Genomic DNA, 26,977 nt, shown 5'->3' with positions numbered 1-26,977 from the left:
AACTGCAAGAGCGACTGAGGCGTCACAAACTAGTATTCGTGCAGCACGGCGCCGCGTTTGCAGGCCTAACGGAGCGCGTCTGGGAAATGTCCTCAGTTGTTGTTGACGTCGGCAGCCTCGATCCAGAGTCAACCGATAGGCAAATCCACGTCACGGGACTAGAGCGGTACGCGACGCGTCAGTTCATCGAACCGACTCTCGGTAGGCTGCGACAAACAGTTTCCGAGTTGCTCAGCCGCGGTGTTGAAGTGTGTCTTTGGTCGTCGGCTCCTCGTGTCGCATTCGCGCCAGTACCCGGAAGTTCATTGATTGATGACGCGTCACCATTTTTCTTGGAAACGTTGCCGGCAACCAACGAAGATCCAGAGTCCGTCTACCCGGCGGTTCAACTAGGCGCGTCATTGAGTGCCGTATATCGAACATCGCTAACCGAGTTGGGGGTGGCAGTGCTTGCGTCACTTGATCGTGCGATGTACGACGGACAACTCGGACCATCTGCAATCTTTGACGTTCTTGACGCTCGCGAGATTGAGGCGTTACGTGGTGCCGGAATTGCGCTGTGCTGCGAGGGGGATCCATACGCATTAACCGCGCCGTTGCGGTTTGGGGAGCTTCGAGAGGAGTTAGCAACGACGCTAGCGGAACAACTCGAACCGCAATCCGAGCTAGACGAGATCGCTAGTGATCTTTGGACGATCGAACGTACCATCCGATTGGCGTTGCGCAGTGCTGCGGTAATTAAATTTGGGAACAAGTGGCGGGGTAGTGTGCTTCACGGCGATCTCAATGGAAAGGTTTTGGGACGCGCGATGATTGATGGTTCCGTATCAATAAAATCTTCGAAGGAATTGCGAGATCCAATTGAATGGTTGAGCCTGGGGGAACTCATCGAAATCGTTACATCAAATCAATTCGACAACTTGGGCCTCGCGCCAGTCGTGTGGACGAAATTTGGCCAAGATGTGATTCCAGTTCGTAATAGATTGTCTCATATGCGGCACTTCAAGCATGGCGACCGAAGTGTGGTTCGAATGTGGGTGTCGCAGATTGCCCGCATGCTTGGGTAGGACGCGCGCGCACTGCCAGTGTTGGAACAGCCTGCATCTCGACTTACCGGGTATGGCAGCGTCATTGTGGGCGAAGTGCAGCACCCCGGGTTCGTCAGCGCCGTGCCGAGGGGACAGGCCGTAACGCGGCCTCCAGCTCGTCGAGACGGATGCGGATGGGACGTCGGCCGCACTGGTAGGCGGGAATGGTGCCATCGCTTATGCGGCGTCGGATAGTCCTGGTGGAGAGGGACATGATCTCGGCGGCCTCTTCGAGACTGACATAGACCGGGAGTTCCGTTTTCCTGCTCATGATGCATCGGCCTCGCGCGTCGTGGGGTTCGAGTGGTCGGTTGTTGCCGAGGTGAGGAAGCGGCGTGCTTCAGCGACGGTGATGTAGAGCCGGCCGCAGCCGTCCAGACGCGCCCAGCGAGGTCCGACGCTGCGCCGTCGCCAGTCGCGGACAGTGCGTTGGGGCGTGTGGATGAGGGTGCAGAAGTCCTCGAAGGTGAGCAGGCCGTTGTCGTTCCACTCGGGCGGGATCTGGATGGGCTGCACGGGCGTCTCCTTCGCTATGCGTGTGCCCACTGATGTCTGTACGGGTACTGGTGGGATCAACCGCGGCCGGTCGATCGTGGTCAGCGGTGGACTGCCGGTGTCCCTGAGATGCACTAGGAGTCGAACGCTGGCGGGTGATGCTCCGGGCCTCTCGCCCCTGCCTGGCGGCAGGGTGGGGAGCTTCGTGTGTACTCAAGTCATGTGCGCGCCTTCGGAAGGGATGCCAGGACGTGGCGGCCCGATGCACTGCCCGGAGAGCGACGTACGTGCGGCTCCTGTCAGATTCTGAATCCGTGGGCGGGTGGCGCTGACGGCGGCCGGAGACGCTCCTCGCGGTGCTCGTCGGTCCGATGCTCGTCGCGCAGCTGTTGGCGGGTGGATGCGTGAGGGCCGTGGCGACCGATGTTCTCGAGGGCGCGTTCACGCGCGCTGGCTGGTCCGAGGTCGGCGCGGTCGCGCGCGAACACAGCTGTCCACTGGTCGCGGGCGTCGTCGCTGTTCTCCGCGACGAGGTGGGCGGTGTTGGTGCGACGGCCTCGGGTCATGCCGACGTACGCCCCAGCGGCGCCGGTGGCTTCACCGATGAGTAGATGGGCGTGGTCGACCGTTTCGCCTTGGGCACCGTGGACGGTGGTGGCGTACGCGAGTTCGACATGGTGGCGGACATAGGGCGCGGGCAGTATTCGCTCGACGCCGCGTCCATGCACACGGAGTCCTCCGTCGTTGTGCATGCCGGTCACTGTCCATTGGTCGCGATTGGCCACGCCTAGGTTGCGATCGTTGCGGCGGGTGGTGATGTGGTCGCCGAGGCCGAGGGGTTCGCCGGCTGCAGTGATGAGTGCTCTGGTGGAGACGGTCTGGCCGGTGGCCACGCGTTGGTCGCGGATCGCGGCGTTGAGCGCGGTGACCTGTTCGCGGGTGTCGGCGATGATCCTGCCGCCGTCCTGGGCGGTCTCGGCGACGGCAGCGAGGCGTTCGACCTCACTGCGGTGGACGGCGATCTGGCCGCGTCGGTGTAGCGCGTCGAAGACCGTGCCGGGGTCCTGCCCGGTGCGCATGAGCAGGCTGAGGGCGGCGTACTCGGGATCGCTGAACCGGTGCACGGTGTCCAGGGCGAGACATGCCTCGGGGCGTGCCCAGCGGGCGGCGTGGTCGAGTACTCCGCCGCGGCCGACGGCGGGGAGCTGGTGGCGGTCGCCGACGAACGCGACGCGAGCGTCGGCCTGGTCGGCGATGGTGAGCAGGGCGCGTGCGGTGTCCTGGTCGAGCATGCCGGCCTCGTCGACGAGTAGTACATCTCCAGGCCGCAACCGAGCCCGCGTGTCCGGCTGCGCGTTGGTGCGGGTCCAGCGGCCGTCGGTGTCCCAGCGGTACCCGTGCTGGTGGACAAGCCATGCGGCAGAGAACGCGTCGGTACCGAGCTGTGCCTCGGCTGCCCGGGCGGCTTTCAGCGTCGGTGTCGCTACCACGAGTCGGTGCGACCGGATCTCGACGAGTCGTCGCGCCACGTCCAGGGTGCTGGTCTTGCCCGCTCCGGCGGCACCTTCGATCACCAGGAGTGGCCCGGTGCCGGTCAACGCGGCCACCACGCGCCGTTGTGCGGGGTCCAGTTCGCGTCCGAAGGCCAGGAGGCCGATCCAGGAGGGGGTCGCGGGTTGCTCGGCGCGCGCGGCGAGGCGGGTGACCAGCTCGGTCTCGACGTCGAGCACGTCGTGGGAGGTGAGGGCGCGGATGTGCTCGGGTACGTCTTCTCGGGTCAGGAGGAGTTCGCAGCGGTCGACGGTGCGGCTGGTCAGGTCCTCAACCAGTTCGCGCCGTACTGGCGCCGGGGTGACGATGCCGGCGACGGCAATGATTCGCTCGACCTCGCCCCGGATGTCGGCTGCGTTCCAGGCCGACCGCCGGGCCCCGAGCCTCGTCAGCACGAGGTCGGCCACTGCGGTGCGGTTGACACGACCTATCGCGGCCCACGGTCGGTGGCCGTCTTGAGTGGGGGAGTGGGGTGGGGTGAACCCGAGGCCACGGAGCTCGTCGCGCCACCGCTCGGCCAGCTGAGCGCCGTCGGTGGGAATGACCTTGTCGGGTCGCGCTGTTGCCCAGGCTCGGCGATCCCACGCGCGACGTAATTGCGGGCCGGGTTCCTCGCCGGGGTGTTCGGTGCGCCAGGCGGCCTCGTGACGGTCGATGTTGCGGCCGATCTGCGCGGCGCGGGCGCTGAAGGCGCCGGCATAAGGCTTGAGTTGGGTGATCTCACCAGACTTGGGGTCGAGGGTGTAGCCGTGGGCGGTGAGGGTCTCGCGGAACTGGGGGTCGCACGCGACGGCGGCGTGCCCGATCCCGTTGATCGCCTCGATGCTGTCTACCACGCCCACTGAGTGCAGCCCCCGCCACCGGCCGGCGGCGAAGACACGCGCGTTGATCTGTAGGTGGAGGTGGCGGTGCGGGTCTCCGGCACGGGAGGTGTAGTGCCGCACCACGGCGGCCTCGAGCTGCTCGACCGGCACCTGCACCTGCCGGCCCCGGGGCCCGACCCGGGTGGTGGCGTGCTCGGCGAGCCACGCGATGATCTCGGTCGCGGCACGGTCCTGGGATGCGTCGTAGGCGGCGGCGATCTCCGGGTGCAAGGTCGCCGCCAGCGACCAGGTCTTCGGACCGTTCACCACGACCTCGACGAACCGCAAACCCCGCTCGTCCGTGCGGAGCCGACCTTTCGCGGCACCGGTCGCGATGTCGTAGCCCGCGACCCACCGCTCGTAGGCGTCCCCGTCCAGCGTCCCCCCGTCCTGAACTGCGGCGATGCTGCGTCCCCCCACCGCCGGGGGAGCGGTGGCGACGTACCTGGTCGCGACCCCGGTGCCCTCGGCGAGGTAGTAGTCGTCGACCCGGGAGCGGTCAGCTTCCACGTAGGAGCGCGCCGCGGAAGGGGAGCCGCGGTAGAACTTGACCCCACCGTGCACGCCTCGTCACCGCCCGTCAGCCGTCGTCACCTAGCCTTGAAACGACGTTCGGCCCGCCCCGAGGGGCGGACCGATCTACGGACCTTCGTAGCATGCGTGCCGCTCAGTTTGGAATCGTCGTTGCACGGTTCTGGGCACGGCTTTCCACAATCGGCCCTGCTCGTCACTTGTCGGGATCGATGTTGCGCGCGATGAGGATGAGCTGGTTGAGCGGCGTCCAACGGAGCTGCGAGGGACTTGACTGTTCGGCGCGGTGAATCACTGTCATCAAGCAGTCGCTGTCTTGGTTTGGCCACCGTGCTTGGTAACCCGCGGGCGCAGAGTGACTCGTACTGCGGAGTGGGTGAGCGCAGACTCATTGGCTCTCCCGGACCACACGTACGCCTCTCCCGGTTGTAGCCGCGCGAGCTGCTCCGGCCGAAGCGTCGAGAGCGCCGAGTTGGCCTTCTGGATGTGCTTAAGCCACGCCGGAGAGGTCATCTTGTGCATCACCACAACGTCAGAGAGTTCGATGAGTGAGACAGGGACGGAAGGCGGATCCTGACTGGCGACCAGAATGCTCATGCCCTTGTGTCGCATCTCGCGCACCGACTCGACCAGCACCTCGACGAGGTCGGAGCTGTCGATGTACTTGTGGGCCTCATCGAAGACAACGAGCTTGTTGAAGCGACCCGTTTCGTCCTGTGCCTCGGCAAAGAGCTGCATGAGGACGACAAAGAGGCCGAGGCTCTCATCCTTCTCGATGTACTCGTCGCGGAGGTCGACGATGATGACCCTGCCGGGCCGGACGTAGTCAGAGATCCGGACCGAGTCGTCGATGTACTCCGCTGCCAAATCGAGGCGTTGGTAGGCGAGGTCCTTCATGCTGTCCGCCATCGTGGAAGCGTTCACGCCGTGGCGGATGGAGTCGAGGCTGAGCGATTTCCGGTTCGCTCGGAAGATCTGCTTGAGCTGGCGAATGTACATCGCCTGGTTGCCGACAGCACCGAGGAGGAAGGACCAGTGCGCGGCCTGGAGTTCGGCCGAGCCGAAGAGCAAGGGCTGTACGTCGATGTCAGGGAACTCAGCGCGTCTCTCATCGACCTGGGCAACCGGGGCGAGCAATACGACGTCCTTGAGCGCCTTCGGCTCGGCGCCGTAGCGCTCGCGGAGCAGCACCAACTGCCCTTCGTGGTCGTTGGCGGTGATCATGGAGGTGAATTCTGGGGCGTAGTCCTGGGTTCGGCTGTAGTGGAAGACGATGGTCGCCAGCGGCCTAGGCAGGTGGTTGATGCCGGTGGCGGGCAGAGTGGCGCCTTCGATGATGGAGCCGAGGGTGTAGCTCTTCCCCCCGCCCTGGACACCGAAGAGGCTGATGGTGTGGGTCTCGTTGAGGTCGAGACCGGTCTTCCGCCCACCGGCGACCTCACCGAGCACCGCCCATTGGGGTGATGTGCCAGTCGTGCCCACCATGATGGGCGGGGCGGTATGCAACTCGCTGGCCGCATCACCAGAGACGGTGTCTGAGGGATGAGCGCGGTGCGCTTTAGTTCCAGTCGCACTGACTTCGTGAGGAGAGTCCATGGCGTCTGCTTTAGAGTCGCTTGGCATTACCTCCGCAGTTGCACTCGTAGGCTTGGACGGAACCTCGGGCGAGACAGTCGGGGAGACATAAGACCCGTCAGCCTCGTCAGCACCCGGCTCGTCTTCGATCGAGTCGAGACTGGGCGCTCTGAAGGCCGCATCCTCGCGCCTGGTGCGAGTGAGTGCCGGGGCGCTAATCGCATACGGCTCTGTCTGGTCGCCCGGCCTGTCGAGCTCCGTCGGCACGGCGTCGAGGAGCTCGTCGATCTCGTCACGGCCAATGTGGTGGAACTCGACGCCGTCGATCTTGTGCGGGTCGCTGCCCGTGCCTCGCAGGTCGAAGATGAGACCGACTCTGCGGAAGGTCAGCGTGAATCCGTCGTCGAGGGTGTCCAGCAGACGCCGAGCGTGGGTGCTGACGGAGCGCTCAACCATCTTGTAGCGCTCGGATCGCTCTAGGTAGAAGCGGAGGAGTGCTGAGAACTCCAGGTTCTTCACCGACCGGTCGACCCGATCGGGGTCGTGGAAGTTCGGGTCGAACTGGGCGGTAAGCACCTCCTCGGAGGTACGGATTTGTTCCTCGATCGTCCTCTGGAGGCGTTCCAGCGCGGTCAGGTCGGGCACGGAGGTATAGCCCTTTACCTCCACCAGCCGACACGTGATGGTGCGAGAATTGGCGTCGAAGCTGAACAGCGCAAGGTCAGTACGCCGCAGGGATTTCTCCGCACCGGAGCGGCGCCGGACCTCGCTGTACAGGTTCTGGTGGGCGTCCAGCGGTACGACGATCTGGTCGCCGAGAGCACGCTGCCCGTCGAGATAGAGCCGCGCCAGCGCGAGACCGAGCACTTCCGAGCGTTGGGACCGCACGGCGGAGGCGAGCTTGAACGCCAGGCTGCCCGACAACAGCCGCATCTGTTCGAAGAAGGTGCGCAGGTGCTGTTTGTCGACCGAGATCCCATGATCGACCACGACGGGACCGAGCAAGGCATGCAATTCTTCGACCTTGCGGGAGCTGACCAGCACCTGACGGCCGAGTCCGACCTTGCCGGCGACGTAGTCGATGACGTAGTCGTTGCTGCCGTGCTCGTCGGCTCGGTCAAAGTACTCCAGACCAAGGGTGCGGTCGATGATGACGACCCAGTCGCTGGTGTCATGCGCCTGGTGGAGTAGCGAGCGCTGGCTGGCGTCCAGGCTGAGTGATGTGGTCGGCAACCGTCCGGCGGCGCCGCCGGTTGCAACAGAAGCGGAGGCCAAGGCTAGCGTTCGCGCAAGAGCAGCGACGAGTTCGCCGGATTCACGCAGGATCGCGGGCTCGGGCGCGAATAGAGGGGTCTTTCGCCAGGTGACGCCGGCACCGTCCTCATCGGTCTCGAAAACCGTGGCTGCCTGCTGGATGAGCCCGTGGGCCGGTGCCTGGCGGATCTCCTGCAACGGCCCGGAGTCGTGCTGCTCGCCCGAGAACGCGTCGATCAAGATGGTGAGGTGTGCTTCGAACTCGTCGGGGTTCTGCTCGAACTCCTGGGTGGAGCGCACCGAGTAGGCAATCTTCGGGATCCCGTGGCCTAAACGTGCGCCGAACGCCTCGGCTTCATCACTGGTGAACCGGCTGTCGGACTTGGTTAGGTCGGCTAGCGCCTCCCCTATGCCGGGCATCGCGGTGTCCTGGACGCAGAGCCGCAGGTCGTAGGTGAGTTCCTTGGTGTGCGTGCGGCGCTGTAGGTCGAGGAGCACCTCGACCAGGAGCATCCCGTCGCCGGGATTCACTACGTTGACCACAAGGCTGCGCACGTATGAGTGCTGCTCGACGTAGCGTGCGATGCGGTCGGCGAGGATCTGGGCGGTCTGGTCGCTGCCCGAGCCGCCGCTTGGAGTCTCGGGCACTCCGAGCGCAGCGGCCACGCGCGTGGCGAGCCCGTGGGAGTCGGCGGTCCCGCTAGGTACGAACGCCGCCCAGAACGGTGTCAGGTTGCCGACCGTCGCCATGAGGTTCCGGTTCTGCCGCGGGACTGCGAAGGGGAAGCCGAGCGAGTCGAGGCGGCTGAAGAAGCTGGCCTTCGCGTTCTGGGCGGCGTCTTTGCCCTGCCCGTCAAGGTCGGAGCGCCACTGCGATCCAACGGCGGCCCAGACCGAGAACCAGAGCAGGCGGAGCGGGTGCGTCGGTCCGACCAGGAGGAGTCGGTGATAGGAGCCGAGGGCGTCGACGTACCGCACGGCGATCGCGTCGATCTGCTGAAGTCCAGCAAGGGCCTTCAGCGACGCCCCGCGCTCGCTTGGGGGGCATTGCTCGGCCCAGGTCGCCCCCGCCTCGATCAGCCCAAGGTAGCTACGAGCGTAGGCATTGATGTCGGGTCCAAGGGTCGCGAGATCGCGGGTCTCGACGAGGTTAGTGAGCGCTTCAGGGTCTTCGCCGGGATCACCCGTGATTGCGACAAAGAGTCGGTCGCGGGCGGTGATGAAGTCAGCGAAGCGCGACTTGGCGTCGCCGCCGAGCCCGACCACCCACTCCGCCTCGTCCCGGACCGCCGGGGTCGGCGCGCCGCCTTGGCTCAGGCCGAGCTGCCACAGCCCGAGTTCGCGTGGAGCGAGCAGGGTTTGCCGCTCGATGTCGGCAAGCGTCCGAGAGAGACGAATCTCGGCGCTGCCGCCGCCGGTGACGCGGACGTTCGCACTGAGGTATCCGCCGCTGCGAGATGTGCCGGCCCAGCTGGTCTCACTTGGCTCCACGTCGCGAGCGCGCCGGCCTTCCGCGATACGGCCGAAAGCGAAGTGCTCTATCGCGTGGGCGACGCTGTCGAAGCGGGTGGCCCGGGTCTCGGGCGGTTCCTCGCTCTCGTCGGCCTTGACGACGTAGAAGGCGGCGCTGCGGCCCGTACCGGCCTTGACGCCGATCCTGCGATCAGCGTCGGCTACCGGGGTGACCTCTAAGTAGTGCCACCCTTCGTCGAGGTCGGCCTTGTGGAGGTTGCGGAGCGTGGCCTTGTAATCGCTCCTCGGCCGTACGCCAGCGGCGACGTTGACCGCCCGGCTGGTGGGGCCGCCGTCTTCGGAGACGACCTCTACGCGGAGCTTGAGAAGCCCATCGTTCGGAGTGAGAGCCGGCTCTACGGCGATCTGGCTGACCAGTGTCTTGACACCGTTGACACCGGCGACGAGGTAAGGCTGCCCGGCGAGGGACTCCAACACCGGGTAGGTCGTCAGGTGCTCGGCGCTGTCGCCGACGTGTGGGAGGTCGAGGAGTCGCACGTCGATGCCCAGGAGCGCCTCTTCCTGGCGGCGGGCGGGCCACTGGTCGAATGTGAGGTCGCGGTTGGCGCGGTCGGTGATGATCCGCCGGGTCCAGACGTTGCGGTCTTCCAAACCGATCTCACCGGCGAAGCGGGCGAGCTTGGCTGTGAAACTGGTATCGGAGAGTCCGAGACCTAGGACCCGCTGGCGTTCATCGAGCTCGGTGCGGCTGAGGTCGTCCACCTGGAGGCGGTTACGGCTAGCGCGGTCGGCGACCTCTTCGCCGGAGGTGAAGAGGCCGAGATCGGGCACCAGCCCGAAGCAGTAGATCGCAGCGCCGGCGGCTTCGGGCTCGTAACCGTTGGCGGCGATGGTCAGCACGTAGAACACCCAAGCCTGGTCGTTGCCACGGCCGTCACCTTTCTGCTTCAACAGCTCACGCAGACGGTCGAGGCCATCTCGTAAAGCAGCGGGCACCCGGTTCAACAACTCTTCGTGGAGCCGGGCGTAGGCGTCGCGGATCTCCACCTCTTCGAAGGTCGCCACCCCGAAGGAGTCTTCGGCGCTGGCTCGTAACCCAGGCGGGACGAAGACCATTAACGGGCCGGAGGACTCCTCGACCGGTCGGTTGCGTAGCTCGACTAGCTGGGTGCTGCTGACAAGTGCGTCGTCCTCTTTGCTGGCGGCGTCCTGGTCGGAGGCGAGTAGGCAAACCACGGTGCCTGGGAGGGTCGCGGTGCGCAGTCGGTGCACGAGCCGGCCGGCGAGGTTCTCGTCGAGCTCGGTGACCCGCATGCAGTGTCCCGCCTGCCGGTCAGTGAGGAGGCCGAGCAGGTAGGGGACCAGGACATCTTCGAGGGCGCTGCGTTGGTCAGCGGGCGTGGGCTCGACGAGCCCGATGGATGCTGCCGTCATCGTCCGCTCCTCTCCCGGGTGGCGCCGATGGTGAAGCGCGGGGTGACGGTCTGGGTTAGGTAGGCATCCGACATGTCGCGGTAGTACCCGATCTCTCTCAGCCGCTCGACGAAGGCGGCACTGTTGGCGCGCAGGGCGGCTTGGTCGAGTAGATCGGGGCCGTGGAAGCCGTCGGCCTCGGGCAGGGTGTCGATGTAGAGGCCGTAACGAGTTCGCAGCAGGTCGAGTACCTCGTCGACCCGCATCGATTTGGTCCGCATCGTGCCTGACTCGTCGGGCTGGACCAGACTCACCTGGAGCAGCACCTCTAGCAGCCGCGAGTCCAGAACGAAGCGTCGGAGACCCGACTTGCCTCGAGGCTGCGCCACCAGTTGGCCGGGCCGGTTCTTCATCAGCAACGAGTCCATGCAGTCGACCAGATACTTACGCTGGAACGTACCGCGGTAGTGCATGATCAACTCGAGGTAGGTGTCGAACCGGTCGAGACCGAGGTCGACGATGGTCTGCAGCTCGGGCGCGAGCGGCTCCGCCTCGTCGTCGAGGATGCGGCGTACCCGCATGTCGAAGAAGGTCTCGCGGTCCTTGGCGTACCTTTCGCCCAGAAGCGCGACGGCCTCGGTAACCGCCAGATCCTCTTTGGCCCGACGCATGGTGAACTTGCCGTGCCGCGAGAGGTCGGTCGCGAAGTCGGTGAGCTTGAGTACGGCGAAGGTGCCACGGACGAACTGCGGGATCCGGCCGTACCACACCTCGGCGCTCTTGACCGCGTACGCCGCCGCAGGGCTGTCCTCGGAGTCGACGGCGTCGACTAGAAGGTGTGGCAAGTAGGGACACTGCCCCCCGGCTGGTGGCCAGACCGGCAGGACGGGTCGACCGCTGCGCCTCGCACTGCCGCCGGGATGAGCTTGAACATCCGCAAGTGATAAAGGGCCATATGGAAGGAGAGCAGGACCTTGAGGTGCTCGACCAGCACGGTCCGCGGCATGAACTCGCGGTGCAGCAGCAGGCGCAGCACGTCTTCTGCGAGCAGGTCGGCCGGTTGACGGCAGGGCTGGTGCTGCTCCTTTCGCGGTGTGGTCTCGGCACGGTCCTGGGCGTCGCCTCGAGTGGCGGCGACCATGCTCAGCAGCGCCTGCGATTCGACGTCGATGTCAGGACCGGGCACCGGCTTTCCGGTGACGGGGTCGATGTCGGCGAAGAAGAACGACCGGAGCATTTCAACGGCTGTCCCGTTAACGGCGAGAAGCTCGTACAGCTGTTCGTCGGCGCCGTAGGGTCGGGAGCGGCGGCTGTTACGCAGCCGGTAGGCGAAGCCGTGCAGCGGCCGTGGGCCAGCGACCCCTTCGGTAACCCGACCACGGTTGACGAGGTCGAGCAGGTGAGTGGCCGCCCAGCGCCGAGAGATGTCCTCATTGTTGTTGAACCCGTCGAATTTGTCTTGGTACGCCTCGTCGGTGAGGAGGTAGACGTAGTCGTCAACGGTGAGCTCGTTCGCTCGCGCCATTCGGCTGGGCACGCCATGGTGCCAGAGTCGGCCGAGAAACGCGGTCAGTACGCGATCCATGGTGAGGGTCTTGTAGTCGATGCGGCTGATCGCGTCACAGCGGAAGGCGCGGTCCTTGCTGTCTAGCGCCATTCGGTCTCCTCGGTCGCAACGATGTCGTGTATGTCTTCTTCGGTCTCGGCCCGGCCGGTGTGAGCGGTCAGGTGGAGTACGCCGTCCTCGGTGCGACGCACGGTATGCATCGCCGAGCCGTCGACGGTGAGGAGCACCTCCTGGTAAGGGACAGCGGCGAGCTGGTTCTTGAAGACGGTCAAAGCCAGCGCGTAGCCCTGGTCGTCATCGACCGATGCCTGGTAGCCACGGCGAAACCGCTCGATGAGTTCGTACAGGTCGAGTCCGATCCGCAGCTCCGCCGTGGGGGCGCCGGGGCGGTCGGGATCGGTGTAGGAAAGTCGGAGCGCGGTTGCCCTGGTCTCCAAGTACGGGTGCGAGTTGGTGCCGACCCTTCCGGACCGGAACCCTGCGCCTAGGAAGCGGCGCAGACTGCGGACCGTGCCGCGGTTGACGTCGCGGACCTGGGTCACGAGTCCGTCGCCGGTGGCTGCCGAGGAAACCACGCCTTCGCTGCGGTTCAGCGCGGCGAGGAACTGCCCGGTGCGCACCGGCCCCGGGCCGTCGAGCTGGTCGAGGAAAGCCTGGACCGAGGCGTAGGGCAGCATCCGCAGCGCGTCTGACGGGTCTCGCATCTCGAAGTAGGACAGCCGGCGTGCGGTCGACACGAACGGAAGCATCGCGCCCGGCGCGGCGTCAGGAGCCGAGGCCGCCGCGTAAAGAAGGTCCAGCAGCTCCCGCTCGGGCGCCGGCCCGTTAGTAGTGATGAGCAGCTGGTCGAGCAGCCCTTCACTGGCTAGCCGGCGGTCAAGCACCGGTTGCGGCAGTCGGGCGACGTCGACCTGCCGAAGCTGGACCAGCAAACGGTCACGCTCCAGGGCGGGGTCGCCACCGCGGTAGGCGTTGAAGTAATGGCCGGCGAGGATCTCGTCACGATCGCCGGCGACGTAGAGCTCATGGATCTCGCCGCAGTCCCGCCCCGAGGTGAGTGTGTAGGCGAGGGCGGAGCGCAGGTCACGCAGGGTGATGTGGAGCCGGCCGCGCAACTGGGCCACCTCGTAGACCCGGCGCAGCCGCTCCTTAATTTGGTCGCCAAGCACCGGCTGCGCCGCGGCGGCGGAGTTGCGCCGTGCGTAACAGGAGTCAAAGAGCTCGCATCCGTTACAGCCGGTCCAGAACTCGGGCCGGGTCATCGAGTCGAGCATGCGCTCGAGGATGGAGTCGTCGGATCCTTCTCCGTTGGCGGTGTCGGCGGGCCGGACGGTGACATCGCGGAGGTTGAGGTTCACCACGGCGACGACATCGGGCTCGGCCTCGCCGCACAGGCCGGCGTCGACCTGGGTGGCGAGAGCGCCGAACTTGTCGGGGCGATGGCTAAGGAAGTCGATGAGGCGGCCCTCGTTTACCGCGATCAATCGGGTCTCACCGGTCAGGATGCCCACCTGGTCGCGGCCGGCGAACGGCGTGAAGAAGTCCTCCAGGACGACGTCGCTGACCACACCATCCTCGTCCTGGCTGCCGTCGTAGTTGGTGCGGAACCGGCGCCCGTCGAGCTCGAAGTCGGCGCCGTTGGGCCGTTCCGAGGTGAAGACTGCACCTCGCGTCCTCGCCTCGGAGGCGAGATTCTCCAGGAACGCGGTCTTCCCGTCGCCTGCGTTGCCGGTGACGATCACCAGTGAATGCGCCCCGTCGAGCACCGCCTTGGTAAGCGCGAGGTCGAGGGCGGTCGGCACGTAGACCCGGAACTCTTCCGCATCCATGCCGCGAGTACCGCGATTACTGCGTCGGGACTGGCTGTAGAGGGTCTGCAGATGGGCAACGAACGGGTTGGTCCCCGTAGTCGATTCGTTGACACGCTTCGGCTCGAGGCCGGGATGCGGCTGGGTGGCCGCCGGCTGGGGTGTGACGACCGGAGCCGGCTGCGCCGCGGCCTGAAGCGCGGTCAGGAGTTCTTCGGCGCTGCCGAACCGCTCACCACGTTGCTCGGCGATCGCCTTGAGGATTGTCTCGACCAGCTTGGTCGGGACGTCCTCGGGCAGGGTGAACCGTGCGCGCGGGTCCTCGGCGGGCCGCGCGGGCGGCGGGGTGTTGGTGCCGTCCCAGGGGTATGCACCGGTGAGCGCCTCGTACATCGTGATGCCGAGGGCGTAGAGGTCGCGGTCGACATAGCCGGCGGCATTGGCGGGAACGTGATCGAGGTCGGGTGGGGTGTAACGCGGCGTGTTGGAGGTGTGGCCCTGGGTGGTCTCCGGAGTCTTGGCGATCCCGAAGTCAAGGATCATGACCCCGCTCTCAGTCCACAGCAGGTTGCTGGGCTTGATGTCGCAGTGCCACACGTCGAGCTCGTGCAAATGCTTGAGCCCGGCGGCGACGTCGAGCCCGATCCGGAGAACGTCGGCCGCCGTGAGCGTGCCGGCCTTGATGACTTCGCTGAGATCCTTGCCTGCGACGAACTCGAAGACCAGGTAGGGGTGCGGGTACGGCGGCGGCAACAGATCGACGTCCAGCATGGTGACCACGTTGGGATGGCTAGATCCGCGCAGCCGCTCCAGCACGGCCGCCTCACGCCGGGCCCGCTCGCGGGGATGGTTGTCGTCTTGCAGGATCAGTTTGATGACTCGGTCGACGTTGCGCATCGTGTCGAAGACCCGGTACGCGACCCCCGTAGCCCCGGGATTGCCGAGCTTGTTCTGGACCAGGTACTTGCTGCCCAGTGGGAAGTCCCGCCCCAGCCGACGCCAGTAGTTCGGGTCATTTCGCCGGTCCTCACCGTCGTCCGCCGCGACCGCACCACCGGAGGGCGGCGTCGGGGGCTTTCCCCCACCGCCAGCGACCTTGCGCCTGGGTCGGCTCACCTCACCGACCGCGAGGTCAAAGCGACGCAACGCCTCCCGGGCGTCCGGGCGCTCCTCCGGCTTAGTGGCGCAGAGCAGGGAAAGCCAGTGTCGCAGCGGAGCGGGGACATCGGCCTCGATCAGGTCCTTGTCCGGCAGCACCCCGCCGACCTGCACCTGGGAGGTGATCGAGGAGAACGGCCGGTGCCCAGTGAACATCTCGAACCCGATCACACCAAGGGCGTAGATGTCCGCCTTCGCAGTCATACTCTTCGGGCTCGCGATCGCTTCCGGGGCGAGGTACGCGTTATCAGCAGCAGCGTGGGCATCGAGCGCGACGGTGTGGGTTCGGAGTTGAGCCGTCTTGGCGTAGTCGAAACCGGTGAGCATCGCCCGCCCGTCCTGACTCAGCAAGACGGTGGCAGGGCTAAGCGCCCGGTGTACGAGACGGCGGCTCTGGGCGTGGGCAAGCCCGAGCAGGAGCTGTCGCAGAATCAGAAGCATGCGGTCGTTGGTGAGCGGCTCGGTCCCGTTCTCACCTAGGTGCAGCCGAAGCGCCTGGCCCGGGATGTCGTCGTAGACAGTGACGAATCCGCGATCCTCGGGATCGGGGAAGAAGTCACGCACCCCGACGATGGTGGGGTGCGGCGGTAATTTGCCGAGTGCCTCGTAGGCGACACCGATCTGCTTCTGCTGCTTGTCGCGGTCGGCCTTCTCCGCGTACAGGTCGGCCCGACGGACGACGAGCCGCACCGTGCCGGAGCCCTGGACAGCGTTGGCGTTCTTCGCCCGGTACTCGGCGACCACATCGACGCCCGGGGCGTGCTGTGTTTCGCTGAGGGTCTCGAGAACCAGCCAATTGCCAAACTGCAGCGGTCCTGACGGCACCTGCGCGATGTTCTCGACCGCCTCCACGATCGTGTCGTGATGACGCTCGATGTCGTCGTCGACCGCGAACGCACCGGTCGGGACCCGGGAGACGTCGGAGAGTAGCGCGACTAGGTGTTGGAGGTTGACCGTCGCCCCGGCGTCGCGCTGCGGGGTGTTGTGGTCGACGAGACGTGCATTCGGCGCTCGCAAAACGACGGCCGCATCGACGTATACTCGTGAGAGTTGAGCGTGCGCGGTTTCCAGGAGTCCCTTAAGTCGCTTGGCGTTCTCCCGCAGTTTCGGCAGTGGCGTGTGAAAGCCGGCCCTACCCGCAGGCATCCATCGACTGCCGTGCACGTCGATGCGGCCGAAAGTGCCCTTGACGTCGATGACGTAGACCATGTGGCCGGTGACAATCACCAGGTCCACCTCGAAAAGGTTGCCCCGGGAGTCTGGAATCTCCAGGGAGTGCAGGACCGTCCAGTCGGCAGGTGCCTCGTCGCGCAGGTGTGCGATTACCCGTCGCTCTGCATCGTTTACTGGCGGACTGACCGCAACGATCCTCGCCATCAGGCGTCGGCTCCCTCGACCGCCTGCGTCAGCAGGTCCCGCGCCTCATCGTCCAACAGATCCGCTCGATCACGGTCGCGGTATGCCTGACGGACCGTCTCGGCGATCCGCTCACGATCAGCAAGTGACGCCAATGGAATTGGGATCTCGCGTCGCAATCTCTCGTGGATGTCTTGCTGCTTTCCGCCGGTGCTCATTGAACGTAGGATCCGGAACGCGATCTCCGACCGCAGGAAAGCGAACAGGTAGGCGCCCGTCACGGTTGGATCACCACTAACGACCCGGAGAAAGTGCTGCGAATAGACGTGATCGAGCCACGATCCTGTCACGAAAATTGGGCGGCAAAAGACCTCGCGCTCGCCGAGAGTGCCTTGTGAAGCGATCATGACCGTTTCGTCCTCCGCGCGGACACCGGCCGGAGCCGCCGCCAGGCTGATCCACCGCCCTTCCGGACGAGCCCAAAACCCCTGTCGTTGACCAAGCAGTCGTGCTCCGTGGTCCGGGTCAGCATCGATCCTTTTGAAGCGCACGCCAGATGCGAGCTGCCCAGTCTCACAAACCTCGCCAAGGGTCGTATGTTCGACAGAACCTATCGCGTCAAGCAGACGCCGCACACGGGGCGAGTAATTGAGGGCACGTAGCGAAACCGAGCTCCAGCGTGACTCGGCGAAGCCAAGTTCCCGCTCTGTGTCGTGCCAGCGGTGGTCGATGAGCTCGGGAAGACCGACACTGTGAAACAAGTCCTCGGTGGCGGTATCGAGGCCAGCTTGGAATGCAGCACGCAGGTGTGCGCCTTCCTCGACCAAATCATGGATCTGCTGCTCGAGGTCTCCACCGAATCGCGGCACGGGCAGGTCTGCGAGATGGTGCGGCTCGATATGCTTCACCGCTGACCCGTAAACTGAAGCCTTGATGAATGCTTCACCAAATCGGCTTTCGAGGAACGCGTAAAGGTACCCAGACCTGATTTTTTCTGGGTCAGGATCGACTTTGAGAACGTCCTGCGAGGACCAGATGTTGGCCATGTCGGGCCGCACGTAGGATCTCCGTCCCGCGTAGAACCCCGAGCATGAGATGAGCGTCATCCCGGGCGCCAGTCGGAGGTAGGAGAGACTGCCAGATTCGGCGTCAGATCTTCTCAGGCGCGGCAGCCCTGTGAGGTCGCTGGTCATCATGTCCTTGCTGCCAAGGAATGGAACACTATGTTCCGGATCGGAGAGATAGATTCGGCGAAAGATCGGCCCGTTGAAGATGCCGCCGTTGTGGCCTGCAGTAACGCTGTCAAGGCGGACGGTGTTCGGGAACGCTTCTAGCCGCTTGCGCGCCTCGAGTGCACCAGAAATGTACGGCGCTGGGTCAAGCCGCAGGCGTTGATCGTAAAACCAGTCGACCCGTACAGGATTATCGAGGCTGGCGACTCTCATGCCCCAGCCTTTCTGACGGCCCGCAGGTCAATGCCGGGGATCGGATAAACGCTCCGGAAGTCCGCGTACTTTTCGGCGATGACTGGCAGGTCGTTGTCGATCTCCGGACGGTTGCGCTTGATCACCTTCGTGTGGCGCACGCCCTTGCGGGTGATGTACTCGGTCTCTTCGTATGTCTCCATCACGATGTCGCCGTTCGGGTGGCGTTTGTAGAGGTCGTTGCCGCGGCGGTCGAATCCGACCTTCTCGGCAACCGCCATGAAGATCGGGTAAGAGACGGGGCCGTTGAGCTCTTCGGCGATTTTCTCGTCGGTGGTCTTCCGCTTGAGGAAGAGCAGTGTGGTGAGGATGTTCACGTTAGCGTCCACGATGAAGGTTTCCACGGGCAGCTCAACACTGGCCAGCACATAGCACTCCTTGAGGATGAACCGGCGAAGTCCCTCATCGCTGGGGCCGGGGTTGGAGAGGATGCCGTTGGGCAGGACGATGCCGAGTCGCCCGCCGGGCTTGAGCCACTCGATGGCGCGCTGGACGAAGAGCTGTTCGGGGGACATCGAGGTTGGCGCGTTGGCGCTCTCGACAAGTTGACCGGTTCTCTTGTCGCGCGACCACGACTTGGCAACGCCGGCCCGGAAGTCGCCGAGTACGGACTCGTCGCTGATGGGGATGTCGGCGCCGAAGGGTGGGTTCGTGAGGACGACATCGACGACACCGGGGTGGCCGTCCCGTGCCAGAGGGATCCGCTTGCCCGCCTCCGCGACACCTGAGAGGTGCCCACGCGGAAATCCGAGCGAGTCCATGTAATAGACGTTCCCTGGGGTGCCGGCCAGAGTCATGATGTTCATCGCGGTAGCTCGCACCAGATCCGGGTCGAAGTCAGCTCCGAAGAGGTGCTCGTCCGCGTACTTGCGCAACCGGTCGCGGTAGCGCTCGGACTGCTCGGGCGAGTCGGGCAAGCCTAGGGTCTCGTCTTCAGCCTGCATCCTGTGGTGAAGGTGGGTAAGGGTGGCGTGCAAGAACCCGCCCGTGCCGCATGTCGGGTCAAGGACTGTCTCGTCCTCCTGCGGGTCGAGGATGTCGATCATCAGTTTCACCGCGCCTCGGGGTGTGAAGTACTGCCCCTTGTCTCCACGCAGGTTCGTCCCAACGATCTCTTGGTAGGCAAGCCCCTTGGCGTCGATGTCAGTCAGGCCCAGGTCGTAGGGAGCAAGCTCGCTGACAATGAAGGCGAGGGCGCGGTCGGAGAGGGAAATCTCGTCGTTGGCCTTAAATAGGCCGGAGTCGGCGTACTGCCTCTTGACGTCCTCGAAGAGATCAGTGATCCGCTCACGTATAGCAGCACGGCCCTCGTCGTCATAAGGCTCCGTCATGGAGACATAAAAGCGGCGCTGCCGTCCCTGGCGAGCGGCGCGCTCGTCGTACATCTTGGCGAACAGCAAGTAGAGGACCTGCCAGAAGGCGGCATCCTTGGATCGCCCCTCGTTGCCGTGGATGTAGTTGTGACACCGCCGGAAGGTGATCTTGAGCATCTCCGGCTCGGCGCGGCGCAGCTGTGTGTTCGAGGCCGCTTGGCCGCTGCCGATTGTGCCGTCGGCCAGCGGCCAGTCGTGGCGCACAAGATAGTCGGCGCCGAACCGGGTGCTGACCTTCTGCAAGAAGAAGAAGTCGACGTTGTCGGTCCACATCCCGTAGTTGCGCTCGGGTTGATCTTCGGCACCGAGTAGGGCCTGGAGCTCGTCCATCTCAGATCGGGCTTCATCAAGGGTGCGGAGCTTGACGACATTTTTGGCGCGTTTGGGTTCGGGTTTGCATGTCACGACCCGACGCAAGTTCTCCGCGGTGTGTTCTTGGCCGGGCGCGAAGATCGCGATGTCGACCTTTTTCGTCCGGGCCTTGCCATTCACGTTGGCTCTGATCGGGAAGTCGGCCTCCATGTCCTCTGGGGTGATTTGGTACTCGTGGAACAGCACGCGCATGATCCGTTGCCGGACCTGTTCCTTGGGGGTGTCCCTAACCGGAATGTTCCTGAGGAAGTCAACGACGTGACCGTCATCGAGGTGATGGACTTGGGATTCCATCACCTCACTCGCCAGCGATTCGCTCAAGGGCATATCCACATCCTCAGATTCGGCCAGCACGGGCAACCCCCATCGACATGCGGCAGGCGGCCACGTAAACCTATCGTCCTGCTGAGCGAGGGATGTCAGACGAGCCGAATCGGCCGACGCAGATCGAAGTGCGGCGCGCTGCCGCCTGGGGCAGGGTGGCGCTGCTGACTCGCACCCGGAGGGCCGCCGCAGCCAGCGCTTGGGCGACAGACCTGGACGGACGCCTCGTGGCCAACGGTCACCACAGAGAATCGCAAACGTCGATGCAGAAGCCGCCGCAGGCGATTGGCGGCGCCGAGGAGTGCGACGTCGCCGAGAACGATGTGGTCGGCACAAGGTCAGCCAGAACAGGCCCCCTGTTCCCCAAATGTTCCCCGCTGCGGTCCTGATCGCTAAAACAAGCCTCTGACCTGCACAAACGTGGTGGGCGATACTGGGTTTGAACCAGTGACCTCTTCCGTGTCAAGGAAGCGCGCTACCGCTGCGCCAATCGCCCGGGTGTGGAGTTGTGTGGTGGTGTCGAGGTGGGTACGGGATTTGAACCCGTGTACACGGATTTGCAGTCCGTTGCCTCGCCTCTCGGCCAACCCACCATGGAGGCCAAACCATGAGGTACCTCTCCGAGCGGACGACGAGGCTCGAACTCGCGACCTCAACCTTGGCAAGGTTGCGCTCTACCAACTGAGCTACGTCCGCCTGCACCCCAGGCTGACCTGCGGTGCGGTCGAAACATTAGCCCACGCCCACCGGAGGGCAAAACCGACCCCCCGCTACCTAGGGTTCATCTCATGCACACCTGGATCGACGGCGAGCTCCTCGCCGACCCCGAGGCCCCCGTCGTCCCCGTCACCGACCACGGGTTCACCGTCGGCGACGGCGTCTTCGAGGCGGTCAAGGTCGTCGACGGGCAGCCGTTCGCGCTGGGGCTGCACCTGGACCGGCTGGTCCGCAGCGCCGAGGGCCTCGGCCTGGCGACGCCCGACCTCGACGCCGTACGCGCCGGCGTGCGCGCCGTACTGGGAGCCGAGCACCTCCCACTGGGTCGGCTGCGCGTCACCCTGACCGCCGGGTCGGCGCCGCTGGGGTCCGGGCGCAGCGGGGGAGCGCCCCGCCTGGCCGTGGTCGCCGTCCCGATGGCGCCCACCCCCGACGTCACCACCGTGGCCACCGTCCCGTGGCCGCGCAACGAGCGCGGCGCCACCGCCGGACTGAAGACCACGTCGTACGCCGAGAACGTGATCGCGCTCGCCGAGGCGCAGCGGCGCGGGGCCAGTGAGGCGATCTTCGCCAACACCCGTGGCCACCTGTGCGAGGGGACCGGCACCAACGTCTTCTACGTCGTCGACGGCGAGCTGCGCACGCCGTCCCTGGCCAGCGGGTGCCTGGCCGGCGTCACCCGCGGGCTGGTCCTCGACTGGGTCGGCGGCCGGGAGGTCGACGAGCCGATCGAGGTGGTGGCCGAGGCAACCGAGGTCTTCCTCGTCTCCACCACCCGCGACGTGCAGGCGGTCTCGTCCTGGGACGACCGCGCCCTGCCGGCCCCCGGTCCCGTCACCTGGGACGCGCAAGAGACCTGGAAGCGTCGCGAGCCCGAGATGCTGGGGCGGTAGCAGCCTCCGACGAGGCTGATGCGAGTCCTGGGCGCCCCATGGGCTAGAGTCTGCGACCGCACCGGCTCACGCCGGGGACGGGCGATTGGCGCAGTGGTAGCGCGCTTCGTTCACACCGAAGAGGTCACTGGTTCGAACCCAGTATCGCCCACCAGCATCGTTGCAGGTCAGGGGCCGGTTTCCGACAAGGAACCCGGCCCCGTGCCATGTCTGTGCCAGACAGGTACGCGGCCCTCCCTGAGAGGAACCGCCCATGACCATCACCACCCACCCCACCCAGCGCCCGACAGAGGCCATCTGCCCGCCCTGGTGCGCCGGCCACGACGGAGAGGGCTACCAGCACTGGTACGAGACCGACGACGCCACTCTTCGCGACCACTGCGAGGACCCGGTCACGGTCCGATGCGTCGGTGTCGAGGTCTGCTCCGTCGAGCAGGCCGATCGCACAATGCGTCCCGCCGTGGTCGAGATCTTCGTGGACGGCCACGACGGTCCCGCCGACCTCACGCCCACCGAGGCCCGCGAGCTGGCACGCCTGCTGCTCGATGGCGCGGACCGTGCGGAGGCCCACCAGTGAGCGCCGCGACGGACGAGCGCGACGTGACCGCTCAGTGCCTCGAGCTGCTGAGGGAGATTGACCGCGGGTTGCAGGAGACGCGGGAACACCTGACCGGCCTCGTGGAGCGCATCGAGCGTCTGGAGGCCCGCCAGTGAGGGCCTGGGCGCGGGAGTGCTGGAACGCGCTGGCAGACCACACGGCCGACCGCTTGCCGGTCGTCCTGGTGCGCCGCAGCACCATGCATGAGCACGAGCGCAACGCGTTCCTGCTGGGCGTTGACGCGGGGGGCTACGGGCTGATCAAGCCGTCACCCACGTCCGCCTTCGCGCCGACCAGCCAGGAGGCGTGATGATTCAACTCGGCGTTGGCAACGCCAAGTTGACCGATCTCGACCACCCCGACATCGCCCGACGTACCAAGGTCACCCACTACTACGTCGCTGCGCAGGCCCGTTTGGCCGAGTCGGTCGGTCTCCCCACCCCGTACCTCTGTGGCAGGTACTCGAAGCGCGTCACGTCACCGCGGACCCAGCGTGACCTGCCAGTCGTCGGCGGACTGATGGTCGTGTCGAAGTCGCGGGACTGCAAGGTGTGCCTACGGCGAGCAGAGGCAGGCCTGCAGGACTCGTGAGGTCATGATGGCTGGATTGCAGCGGTCATCTGCCATCGGTCGTCCAGACCCACTGGAAGACCGGTGCGACCGTCTTCCAGACCTGGAAGCTCGCCCGTCCATTCTGAACTGGTACGGAGTGGACCAGTCGAAGTACAGGTTGGTGAACTTCGAAACCTAGGTCTCCACGGGACCATGGCTTCAACCAACCTGGCGGGCTGAACTCCAGTCGGGTCAAAGTTGGTATGCCAGAACTTGACCAGCGAGAAGACAGCAGACCGCCCCGGCCGCAAGAACCGGCCGGGGCGGTTCTGTGTGTCAGGCTGGACTATGGCCGAACCTCTTCGCCCCAGCCATCGCGAACCCGCCGCAGGCGAACCGCCGTGCAGCTATTGCAAAAAACCAGTCTGCTGGAAGGTCGTTGGGGGCAATGTGCGCGGCGATGGCGAGCCGTCCGTCATGCGAGCGAGAGAGTGCCTGAACCCCGAGTGCGAACTGAATGACCCACATTCGGCGCGTTACGGCGATGCGCCCTAACGCTCGAGCTCGCTTGGTGGCTTCTCGGCCGTCAGCCGAATGCGTAGGACGGCTTCGGGATGACCGGCTTGGACTGCGGGTCAGTCGACTGGATCAGGTCAATCACGGTCTGTTCGTTGGCTGGCTCGACCCGCCAGACGCGGACCGTCCACCGATGATTGCGGAGGATCATGCGCGTCGAGGTTCGGTAACCCTCTCGATCAAATGCCTTCACAATTTCGCGCTGCATGGCCTCGCTGCTGGCGCTGTACGTGACGTCCATGCTTTATCGTCGCACTAAGTTCTTAGTCGTCAAGGTCCAGTTTGAGGCGGTCGTCGCGCTTCTTCCCGTAGTGCTTGTTGGTCCTGTTTCGTGAGCATCGCCGGCACGACTGGCTGCCGTGGTTGTTGATGAAGCCGTACTCGGAGCGCAGGTGCCCGTACCGGCAAGTCGTGGCGGACGACCTGGTCTTCGGGGGCGGGGTCTCGCCTTCGAACCAGAAGCGCCACAGCCGCATACGGGCGTTCCACAGCCGGGCGCTGTAGGTGGGGAGCTTTAGGCCGAGTGCTTCGGCTGCCGCCTTCTGGGTGCCGTAAGCGGCCAGCGTCACGATGGTCTCGTACTCGCTTGGGGTCAGCTTCGAGAGGATCTGCGGCAGCGCCTCGCGCTCGCAGATCTTGTCGGTGAAGTCGCTCATGGGTCCGATGACGGGCAACCAGTACTGGAGAAACCGCGGCTTCTCGTCGTCGCCCGGCCTGCCCTCCCTGACGCCGTGACTTCTGTTGACGTGTCGGGCCTCGCGGTCGACGGCGTCGGTCCCACAGGTGAGGAGCGTGAAGTAGGCGGGCTGGTCGGTGCTGGTATAGAGCATCTCGACGATGGCTCCCCAGGCAGTCTCCTGCTTATCTTTGAAGTCCAGGGTCCACCCGCCGCGGGATCGGCGAGCCGCCTTGAACGACATGCTGTCGATGTCGGCCATTGTGTAGCCCCAGGCCAGCTCGGCGATCTGTGCCACTCCTAGACCGGTCACCGGAACTCCCTCTCGTCGTCACGCTCGATGGATGCGAACTCTTGGCGGGCGATCGCGCGGATCTCTGCGCGCTGGGTCCGGCCGTCGGGCAGGCGGAGGTCGATGACGGCGGGCTCGAAGGTGACGCTGATGCCTCGCTCGCGCCTGCCGGCGACACGGTCAGCGGCAGCCGACGAGATGCCCTCGACGTACTGCGACCGTCCTCCGCGGGAACGGGCATAGGTCTCGTCCAGCCCCAACCGCAGCGCGGGCTGACGCTTGAGTGCGTCCTGGGCGCCGCGCAGGGCGCCCCGGCTGAGGTCGCCACCAGCGCGGGACCAGCGGTGGCGCTCGGCGTCCATGCCGATGACTCCGCCGAGGCCGAGGTCCCGCCCAACGCGCATCATCTTCCGCGACGGTGACCGGGACTCGGCCGCGCGCCTCGCGGCTGCGACGGCGGCGTTGACTGCGGACGCTGCGGTATTCACCAGCGATGACACGACGCCGGAGAACCCGCCCTCGATGCCTTGCTTCAGCGCGACGCCGACCGAGGACCCTCCCGACGCCGCTGCGCCGCGGACGCCGGCCAGTCCGGACGTGACCGAGGACTGCATGCCCGAAAGGTTTGCCCGAGCCTCTCTGGGGCCGCGCTCGGCGGCCTGGCGGATGTTGTCGCTGCCCTTCTTCGCCGACGACGTCGACCGAGACATCCCCTGGTTGACGCCCTGTAGGAACGGGTTCAGGTTCGCCCGGGATCGCTGGACGCCCTCGAGGGTGCGGGTGAGGTCGGTGACGCCGCGCCGGGCGTTGCGGTCTGCGAGGTTGACGCCGCGCTGCGTGCTGTCGCTGTAGGCCTTCAGGTTGGCTCGGGTCTCGTCGACCTCACGGATCGTGTCGCCGACTCCGCGGATGTCCTTGACGGTGCCCTTGATGTTGTTGGCCCGCATGATGATGCGGATTTCCTTGGGCGTGAGGTTCGCGCTGCGCGCCAGATCGGCGAGCTGGCGACGCGTGACCTCGCCGCCGAGGGCTCGGATCTTGGTGATGACGTCCTTCGGGACGCCGCGGTAGACCTGCCCGAGGTTGGCGGTGGCCAGCGCAGTCGACCTGGTCTCGGCCTGCTGGGCGCGCAACTCGCCCTTGGTGATGCCGAGAGCCTTGGCAAGCGCGGTCGCATCCTTGTTCGCGACGGAGTACGCGGACCCCAGGCTGCCGTAGGCGCCGGCGGTGAGCTGCACCTCGCTCGGGGCGCCCTTGATGGCGGCACGCACGCGCTGCTGCGCGGAGGCATTGCCGAGGGTGGAGGAGACCAGGTCGCGGGTGGAGACGCCGAGCGCGGACGCCGACTCGATCGCGCCGAGCTGCTCAAGGCGCATCAGCACCAGGGAGCGGGTGCTGCTCTGTGCCGCGCCGGAGACCTGGTCGAGGGAGTCGGCGAACGTCACGGCCGGGGGCTGCGCCTGGGCCAACGAGTCTGCGGCACTGTCGGTGTTGGTGGCCAGGGACAGCAGCAGCCCGGCGCCACCTCCGATCGCGGCTCCGATGGGGCCTCCGACGGCGAACCCGGTCAGTGCGCCACCGCCGACGTTGGCGAGCGTGCTCAGCGCGTCGTTCGACGTGCTGGCGCCTACTGCCAGGGCACCCAGTCCGCCGATACCGGCAGCACCTCGGGCGGCCAGACCGATCTTGCTGATCGCGGCTGTCTCTGCGCGGTGGGCGCCGGCTACCTGGGTCGAGGATGCGGCCACGGAGCGGTTGAGGGCGACCTCGGCGGCCTTGGCGATGTTGCTGGCGACGGTGGCTGTCTTGACCGCGACGTAGCCGGCAGCGAGCACCGGCAGCGCACGGGCGAGGACGTCGGAGTTCGCTGCTGCGACTCGCAGGACGGTCGCGGTGACCTGGAGGCCGTCCGCGAGGATCGGGAGGGTGGCCTCGGCGACCGGGCGCAGTTGAGCAAGGCTCCCGGCGATCTGACCGACCGTGCCGGCGGCGTTGCTGCTGCGGAAGCGGTCGAAGGCGGCGGGGAGGTTGGTCAGGACTTGCTGGAGCTTCGGCCCTGCCTGCTCGGCGAGGTTGCCCAACGCTTGGCCGACCTTGGGGGCGTACTCCTCGGCCAGGGATTGGAGCGGGGGCAGCACGTCGCGGTTGACGACCTTGCCGAGGGTGGTCAGGCCCGGGGTCAGCCCGGTGCCGATCGTTGCGCCGAGGTTCTGCGTCTGCGCGGTCAGGCGCTGCTGCTGCCCGGCGAGGGTGTCGGTCTCGCGGGCGAACGCACCGGAGGCCTTCGAGGACTGCGACAGGATCAGGTTGGTGGTGGCCTGCTGCTTGGCGGCGGTCTGCTGGGCCGTGCTCAGTGACTCGAAGGCCGAGGTGCTCTTGACGTTGGCAACGCGCAGCGCCTCGGTGTTCACCGTGGACTGCTTGACGCTGATGCCGTACCGCTCGAGAGGGTCGAACTCGCCCTTGAAGGCCGACCCGAGCGCCTCGACGGACTCGCGGGTCGTGCCGCCGAAGGTGGCCGCGAGGTCAGCGCCGATCTTGACCAGGCGGTCAGTCTTGCCGGCCAACTGGTCGGTGGCCACGCCCTGGTTGCCCAGCAGCGAGCCGATCAGGTTCGCGCTCTCGCGGTACTCGTTGGCGCTCAGCCCGACCGACGTTGCGGCCTTGTTGCTGGCGCGGGTGACGTTGTCGGCGTAGCGGCCGAACACGGTCTCGGTGGCGCCGAGCGACTGCTCAGCGTCCGATGCCAGCCGGGTGGAGGCGATGCCCAGCTTGGCAATACCGACGGCGGCGATCGCCAGACCGGCTCCGGCTCCGATGGCGACCGCGCGGCCTGCTCGGGCGAACTTGTCACCCATCCCGCTTGCGGCCCGTCCGGTGGAGTCGAGCTCCCGACGCGCCTGCGAGGCGTTGGCCAGTACGGAGATACGGATCGGCCCGGCCATCAGGTCACCTCTTCCTTGTTGCTACGTCTACGAATGCGTCCCG

17 protein-coding genes and 4 tRNA genes are annotated in these 26,977 nt (G+C 65.9%); 6 read left to right on the top strand and 15 right to left on the bottom strand.

What is annotated here, in order from left to right; translation table 11 throughout:
- Positions 1–38 precede the first annotated feature (38 nt).
- Positions 39–1,067, top strand: a complete 1,029-nt coding sequence (locus tag ENKNEFLB_RS14190) for a hypothetical protein (RefSeq protein ID WP_214056003.1) — start codon at positions 39–41, stop codon at positions 1,065–1,067.
- A gap of 94 nt (positions 1,068–1,161) precedes the next feature.
- On the opposite strand, the gene ENKNEFLB_RS14185 is transcribed toward ENKNEFLB_RS14190, so the two are convergent.
- The 12 genes from ENKNEFLB_RS14185 to ENKNEFLB_RS14130 form a co-directional block, all read right to left on the bottom strand.
- Positions 1,162–1,359: a helix-turn-helix domain-containing protein gene (locus ENKNEFLB_RS14185; protein ID WP_214056002.1), complete on the bottom strand. Its 198-nt coding sequence runs from the start codon at positions 1,357–1,359 to the stop codon at positions 1,162–1,164.
- On the bottom strand, positions 1,356–1,604 hold the full coding sequence (locus ENKNEFLB_RS14180; protein WP_214056001.1) for a hypothetical protein: 249 nt from the start codon (positions 1,602–1,604) through the stop codon (positions 1,356–1,358). The genes ENKNEFLB_RS14185 and ENKNEFLB_RS14180 overlap by 4 nt, the downstream gene beginning before the upstream one ends.
- A gap of 278 nt (positions 1,605–1,882) precedes the next feature.
- Positions 1,883–4,507 carry a MobF family relaxase gene (gene mobF / locus ENKNEFLB_RS14175; RefSeq protein ID WP_246535554.1) on the bottom strand — a complete coding sequence of 875 codons (2,625 nt, stop codon included), beginning with the start codon at positions 4,505–4,507 and terminating at the stop codon, positions 1,883–1,885.
- A gap of 321 nt (positions 4,508–4,828) precedes the next feature.
- Positions 4,829–10,264 carry a methylation-associated defense system ATP-binding protein MAD8 gene (gene mads8, locus ENKNEFLB_RS14170; protein ID WP_214055999.1) on the bottom strand — a complete coding sequence of 1,812 codons (5,436 nt, stop codon included), beginning with the start codon at positions 10,262–10,264 and terminating at the stop codon, positions 4,829–4,831.
- On the bottom strand, positions 10,261–11,088 hold the full coding sequence (locus tag ENKNEFLB_RS14165; RefSeq protein WP_476703687.1) for a methylation-associated defense system protein MAD7 family protein: 828 nt from the start codon (positions 11,086–11,088) through the stop codon (positions 10,261–10,263). Before ENKNEFLB_RS14165 ends, mads8 begins: the two co-directional genes overlap by 4 nt.
- Positions 11,073–11,900: a methylation-associated defense system protein MAD7 family protein gene (locus tag ENKNEFLB_RS14160; protein WP_214055997.1), complete on the bottom strand. Its 828-nt coding sequence runs from the start codon at positions 11,898–11,900 to the stop codon at positions 11,073–11,075. The genes ENKNEFLB_RS14165 and ENKNEFLB_RS14160 overlap by 16 nt, the downstream gene beginning before the upstream one ends.
- The gene (gene mads6, locus ENKNEFLB_RS14155; protein ID WP_214055996.1) at positions 11,891–16,153 is read right to left on the bottom strand and encodes a methylation-associated defense system protein kinase MAD6; all 4,263 of its coding nucleotides are present in this window, start codon (positions 16,151–16,153) and stop codon (positions 11,891–11,893) included. The genes ENKNEFLB_RS14160 and mads6 overlap by 10 nt, the downstream gene beginning before the upstream one ends.
- Positions 16,153–17,577 (bottom strand): methylation-associated defense system restriction endonuclease subunit S MAD5, encoded by a 1,425-nt coding sequence (gene mads5 / locus ENKNEFLB_RS14150; RefSeq protein WP_214055995.1) that lies wholly within the window; start codon positions 17,575–17,577, stop codon positions 16,153–16,155. The genes mads6 and mads5 overlap by 1 nt, the downstream gene beginning before the upstream one ends.
- Positions 17,574–19,715, bottom strand: coding sequence for a methylation-associated defense system DNA methyltransferase MAD2 (gene mads2, locus ENKNEFLB_RS14145; RefSeq protein WP_214055994.1), 2,142 nt, complete (start codon positions 19,713–19,715; stop codon positions 17,574–17,576). The genes mads5 and mads2 overlap by 4 nt, the downstream gene beginning before the upstream one ends.
- Before the next feature lie 391 nt (positions 19,716–20,106).
- Positions 20,107–20,181 (bottom strand) — tRNA-Val (locus ENKNEFLB_RS14140).
- 26 nt (positions 20,182–20,207) lie between these two features.
- Positions 20,208–20,278, bottom strand: a tRNA-Cys gene (locus tag ENKNEFLB_RS14135).
- 30 nt (positions 20,279–20,308) lie between these two features.
- Positions 20,309–20,381 (bottom strand) — tRNA-Gly (locus tag ENKNEFLB_RS14130).
- A 92-nt stretch (positions 20,382–20,473) separates the two neighbouring features.
- Between ENKNEFLB_RS14130 and ENKNEFLB_RS14125 the strand changes: the two genes are divergently transcribed.
- From ENKNEFLB_RS14125 to ENKNEFLB_RS14105, 5 genes are all read left to right on the top strand, one after another.
- Entirely contained in the window at positions 20,474–21,295 is an 822-nt protein-coding gene (locus tag ENKNEFLB_RS14125) for an aminotransferase class IV (RefSeq protein WP_214055993.1), read from the top strand.
- Positions 21,296–21,374: 79 nt separating this feature from the next.
- Positions 21,375–21,449 (top strand) — tRNA-Val (locus tag ENKNEFLB_RS14120).
- 99 nt (positions 21,450–21,548) lie between these two features.
- A complete protein-coding gene (locus ENKNEFLB_RS14115) occupies positions 21,549–21,872 on the top strand; it encodes a DUF6907 domain-containing protein (protein WP_214055992.1) in 324 nt (107 codons plus the stop codon).
- Positions 21,869–22,009 (top strand): hypothetical protein, encoded by a 141-nt coding sequence (locus ENKNEFLB_RS14110; RefSeq protein WP_214055991.1) that lies wholly within the window; start codon positions 21,869–21,871, stop codon positions 22,007–22,009. Before ENKNEFLB_RS14115 ends, ENKNEFLB_RS14110 begins: the two co-directional genes overlap by 4 nt.
- Positions 22,006–22,203 carry a hypothetical protein gene (locus ENKNEFLB_RS14105; protein ID WP_214055990.1) on the top strand — a complete coding sequence of 66 codons (198 nt, stop codon included), beginning with the start codon at positions 22,006–22,008 and terminating at the stop codon, positions 22,201–22,203. The genes ENKNEFLB_RS14110 and ENKNEFLB_RS14105 overlap by 4 nt, the downstream gene beginning before the upstream one ends.
- An 828-nt stretch (positions 22,204–23,031) precedes the next feature.
- Here ENKNEFLB_RS14105 and ENKNEFLB_RS14100 read toward each other — a convergent pair.
- The 3 genes from ENKNEFLB_RS14100 to ENKNEFLB_RS14090 are packed head-to-tail and all read right to left on the bottom strand — an operon-like array spanning position 23,032 to position 26,934.
- A complete protein-coding gene (locus tag ENKNEFLB_RS14100; protein WP_214055989.1) occupies positions 23,032–23,262 on the bottom strand; it encodes a hypothetical protein in 231 nt (76 codons plus the stop codon).
- 22 nt (positions 23,263–23,284) lie between these two features.
- Positions 23,285–23,995: a hypothetical protein gene (locus tag ENKNEFLB_RS14095; protein WP_214055988.1), complete on the bottom strand. Its 711-nt coding sequence runs from the start codon at positions 23,993–23,995 to the stop codon at positions 23,285–23,287.
- A gap of 11 nt (positions 23,996–24,006) precedes the next feature.
- A complete protein-coding gene (locus ENKNEFLB_RS14090; protein ID WP_214055987.1) occupies positions 24,007–26,934 on the bottom strand; it encodes a hypothetical protein in 2,928 nt (975 codons plus the stop codon).
- Between the last annotated feature and the right edge of the window lie 43 nt (positions 26,935–26,977).

This window comes from Nocardioides aquaticus (genome assembly GCF_018459925.1).
GTDB classification, from domain to species: domain Bacteria; phylum Actinomycetota; class Actinomycetes; order Propionibacteriales; family Nocardioidaceae; genus Nocardioides; species Nocardioides aquaticus.
This window is presented reverse-complemented; position numbering and strand designations above follow the sequence as displayed.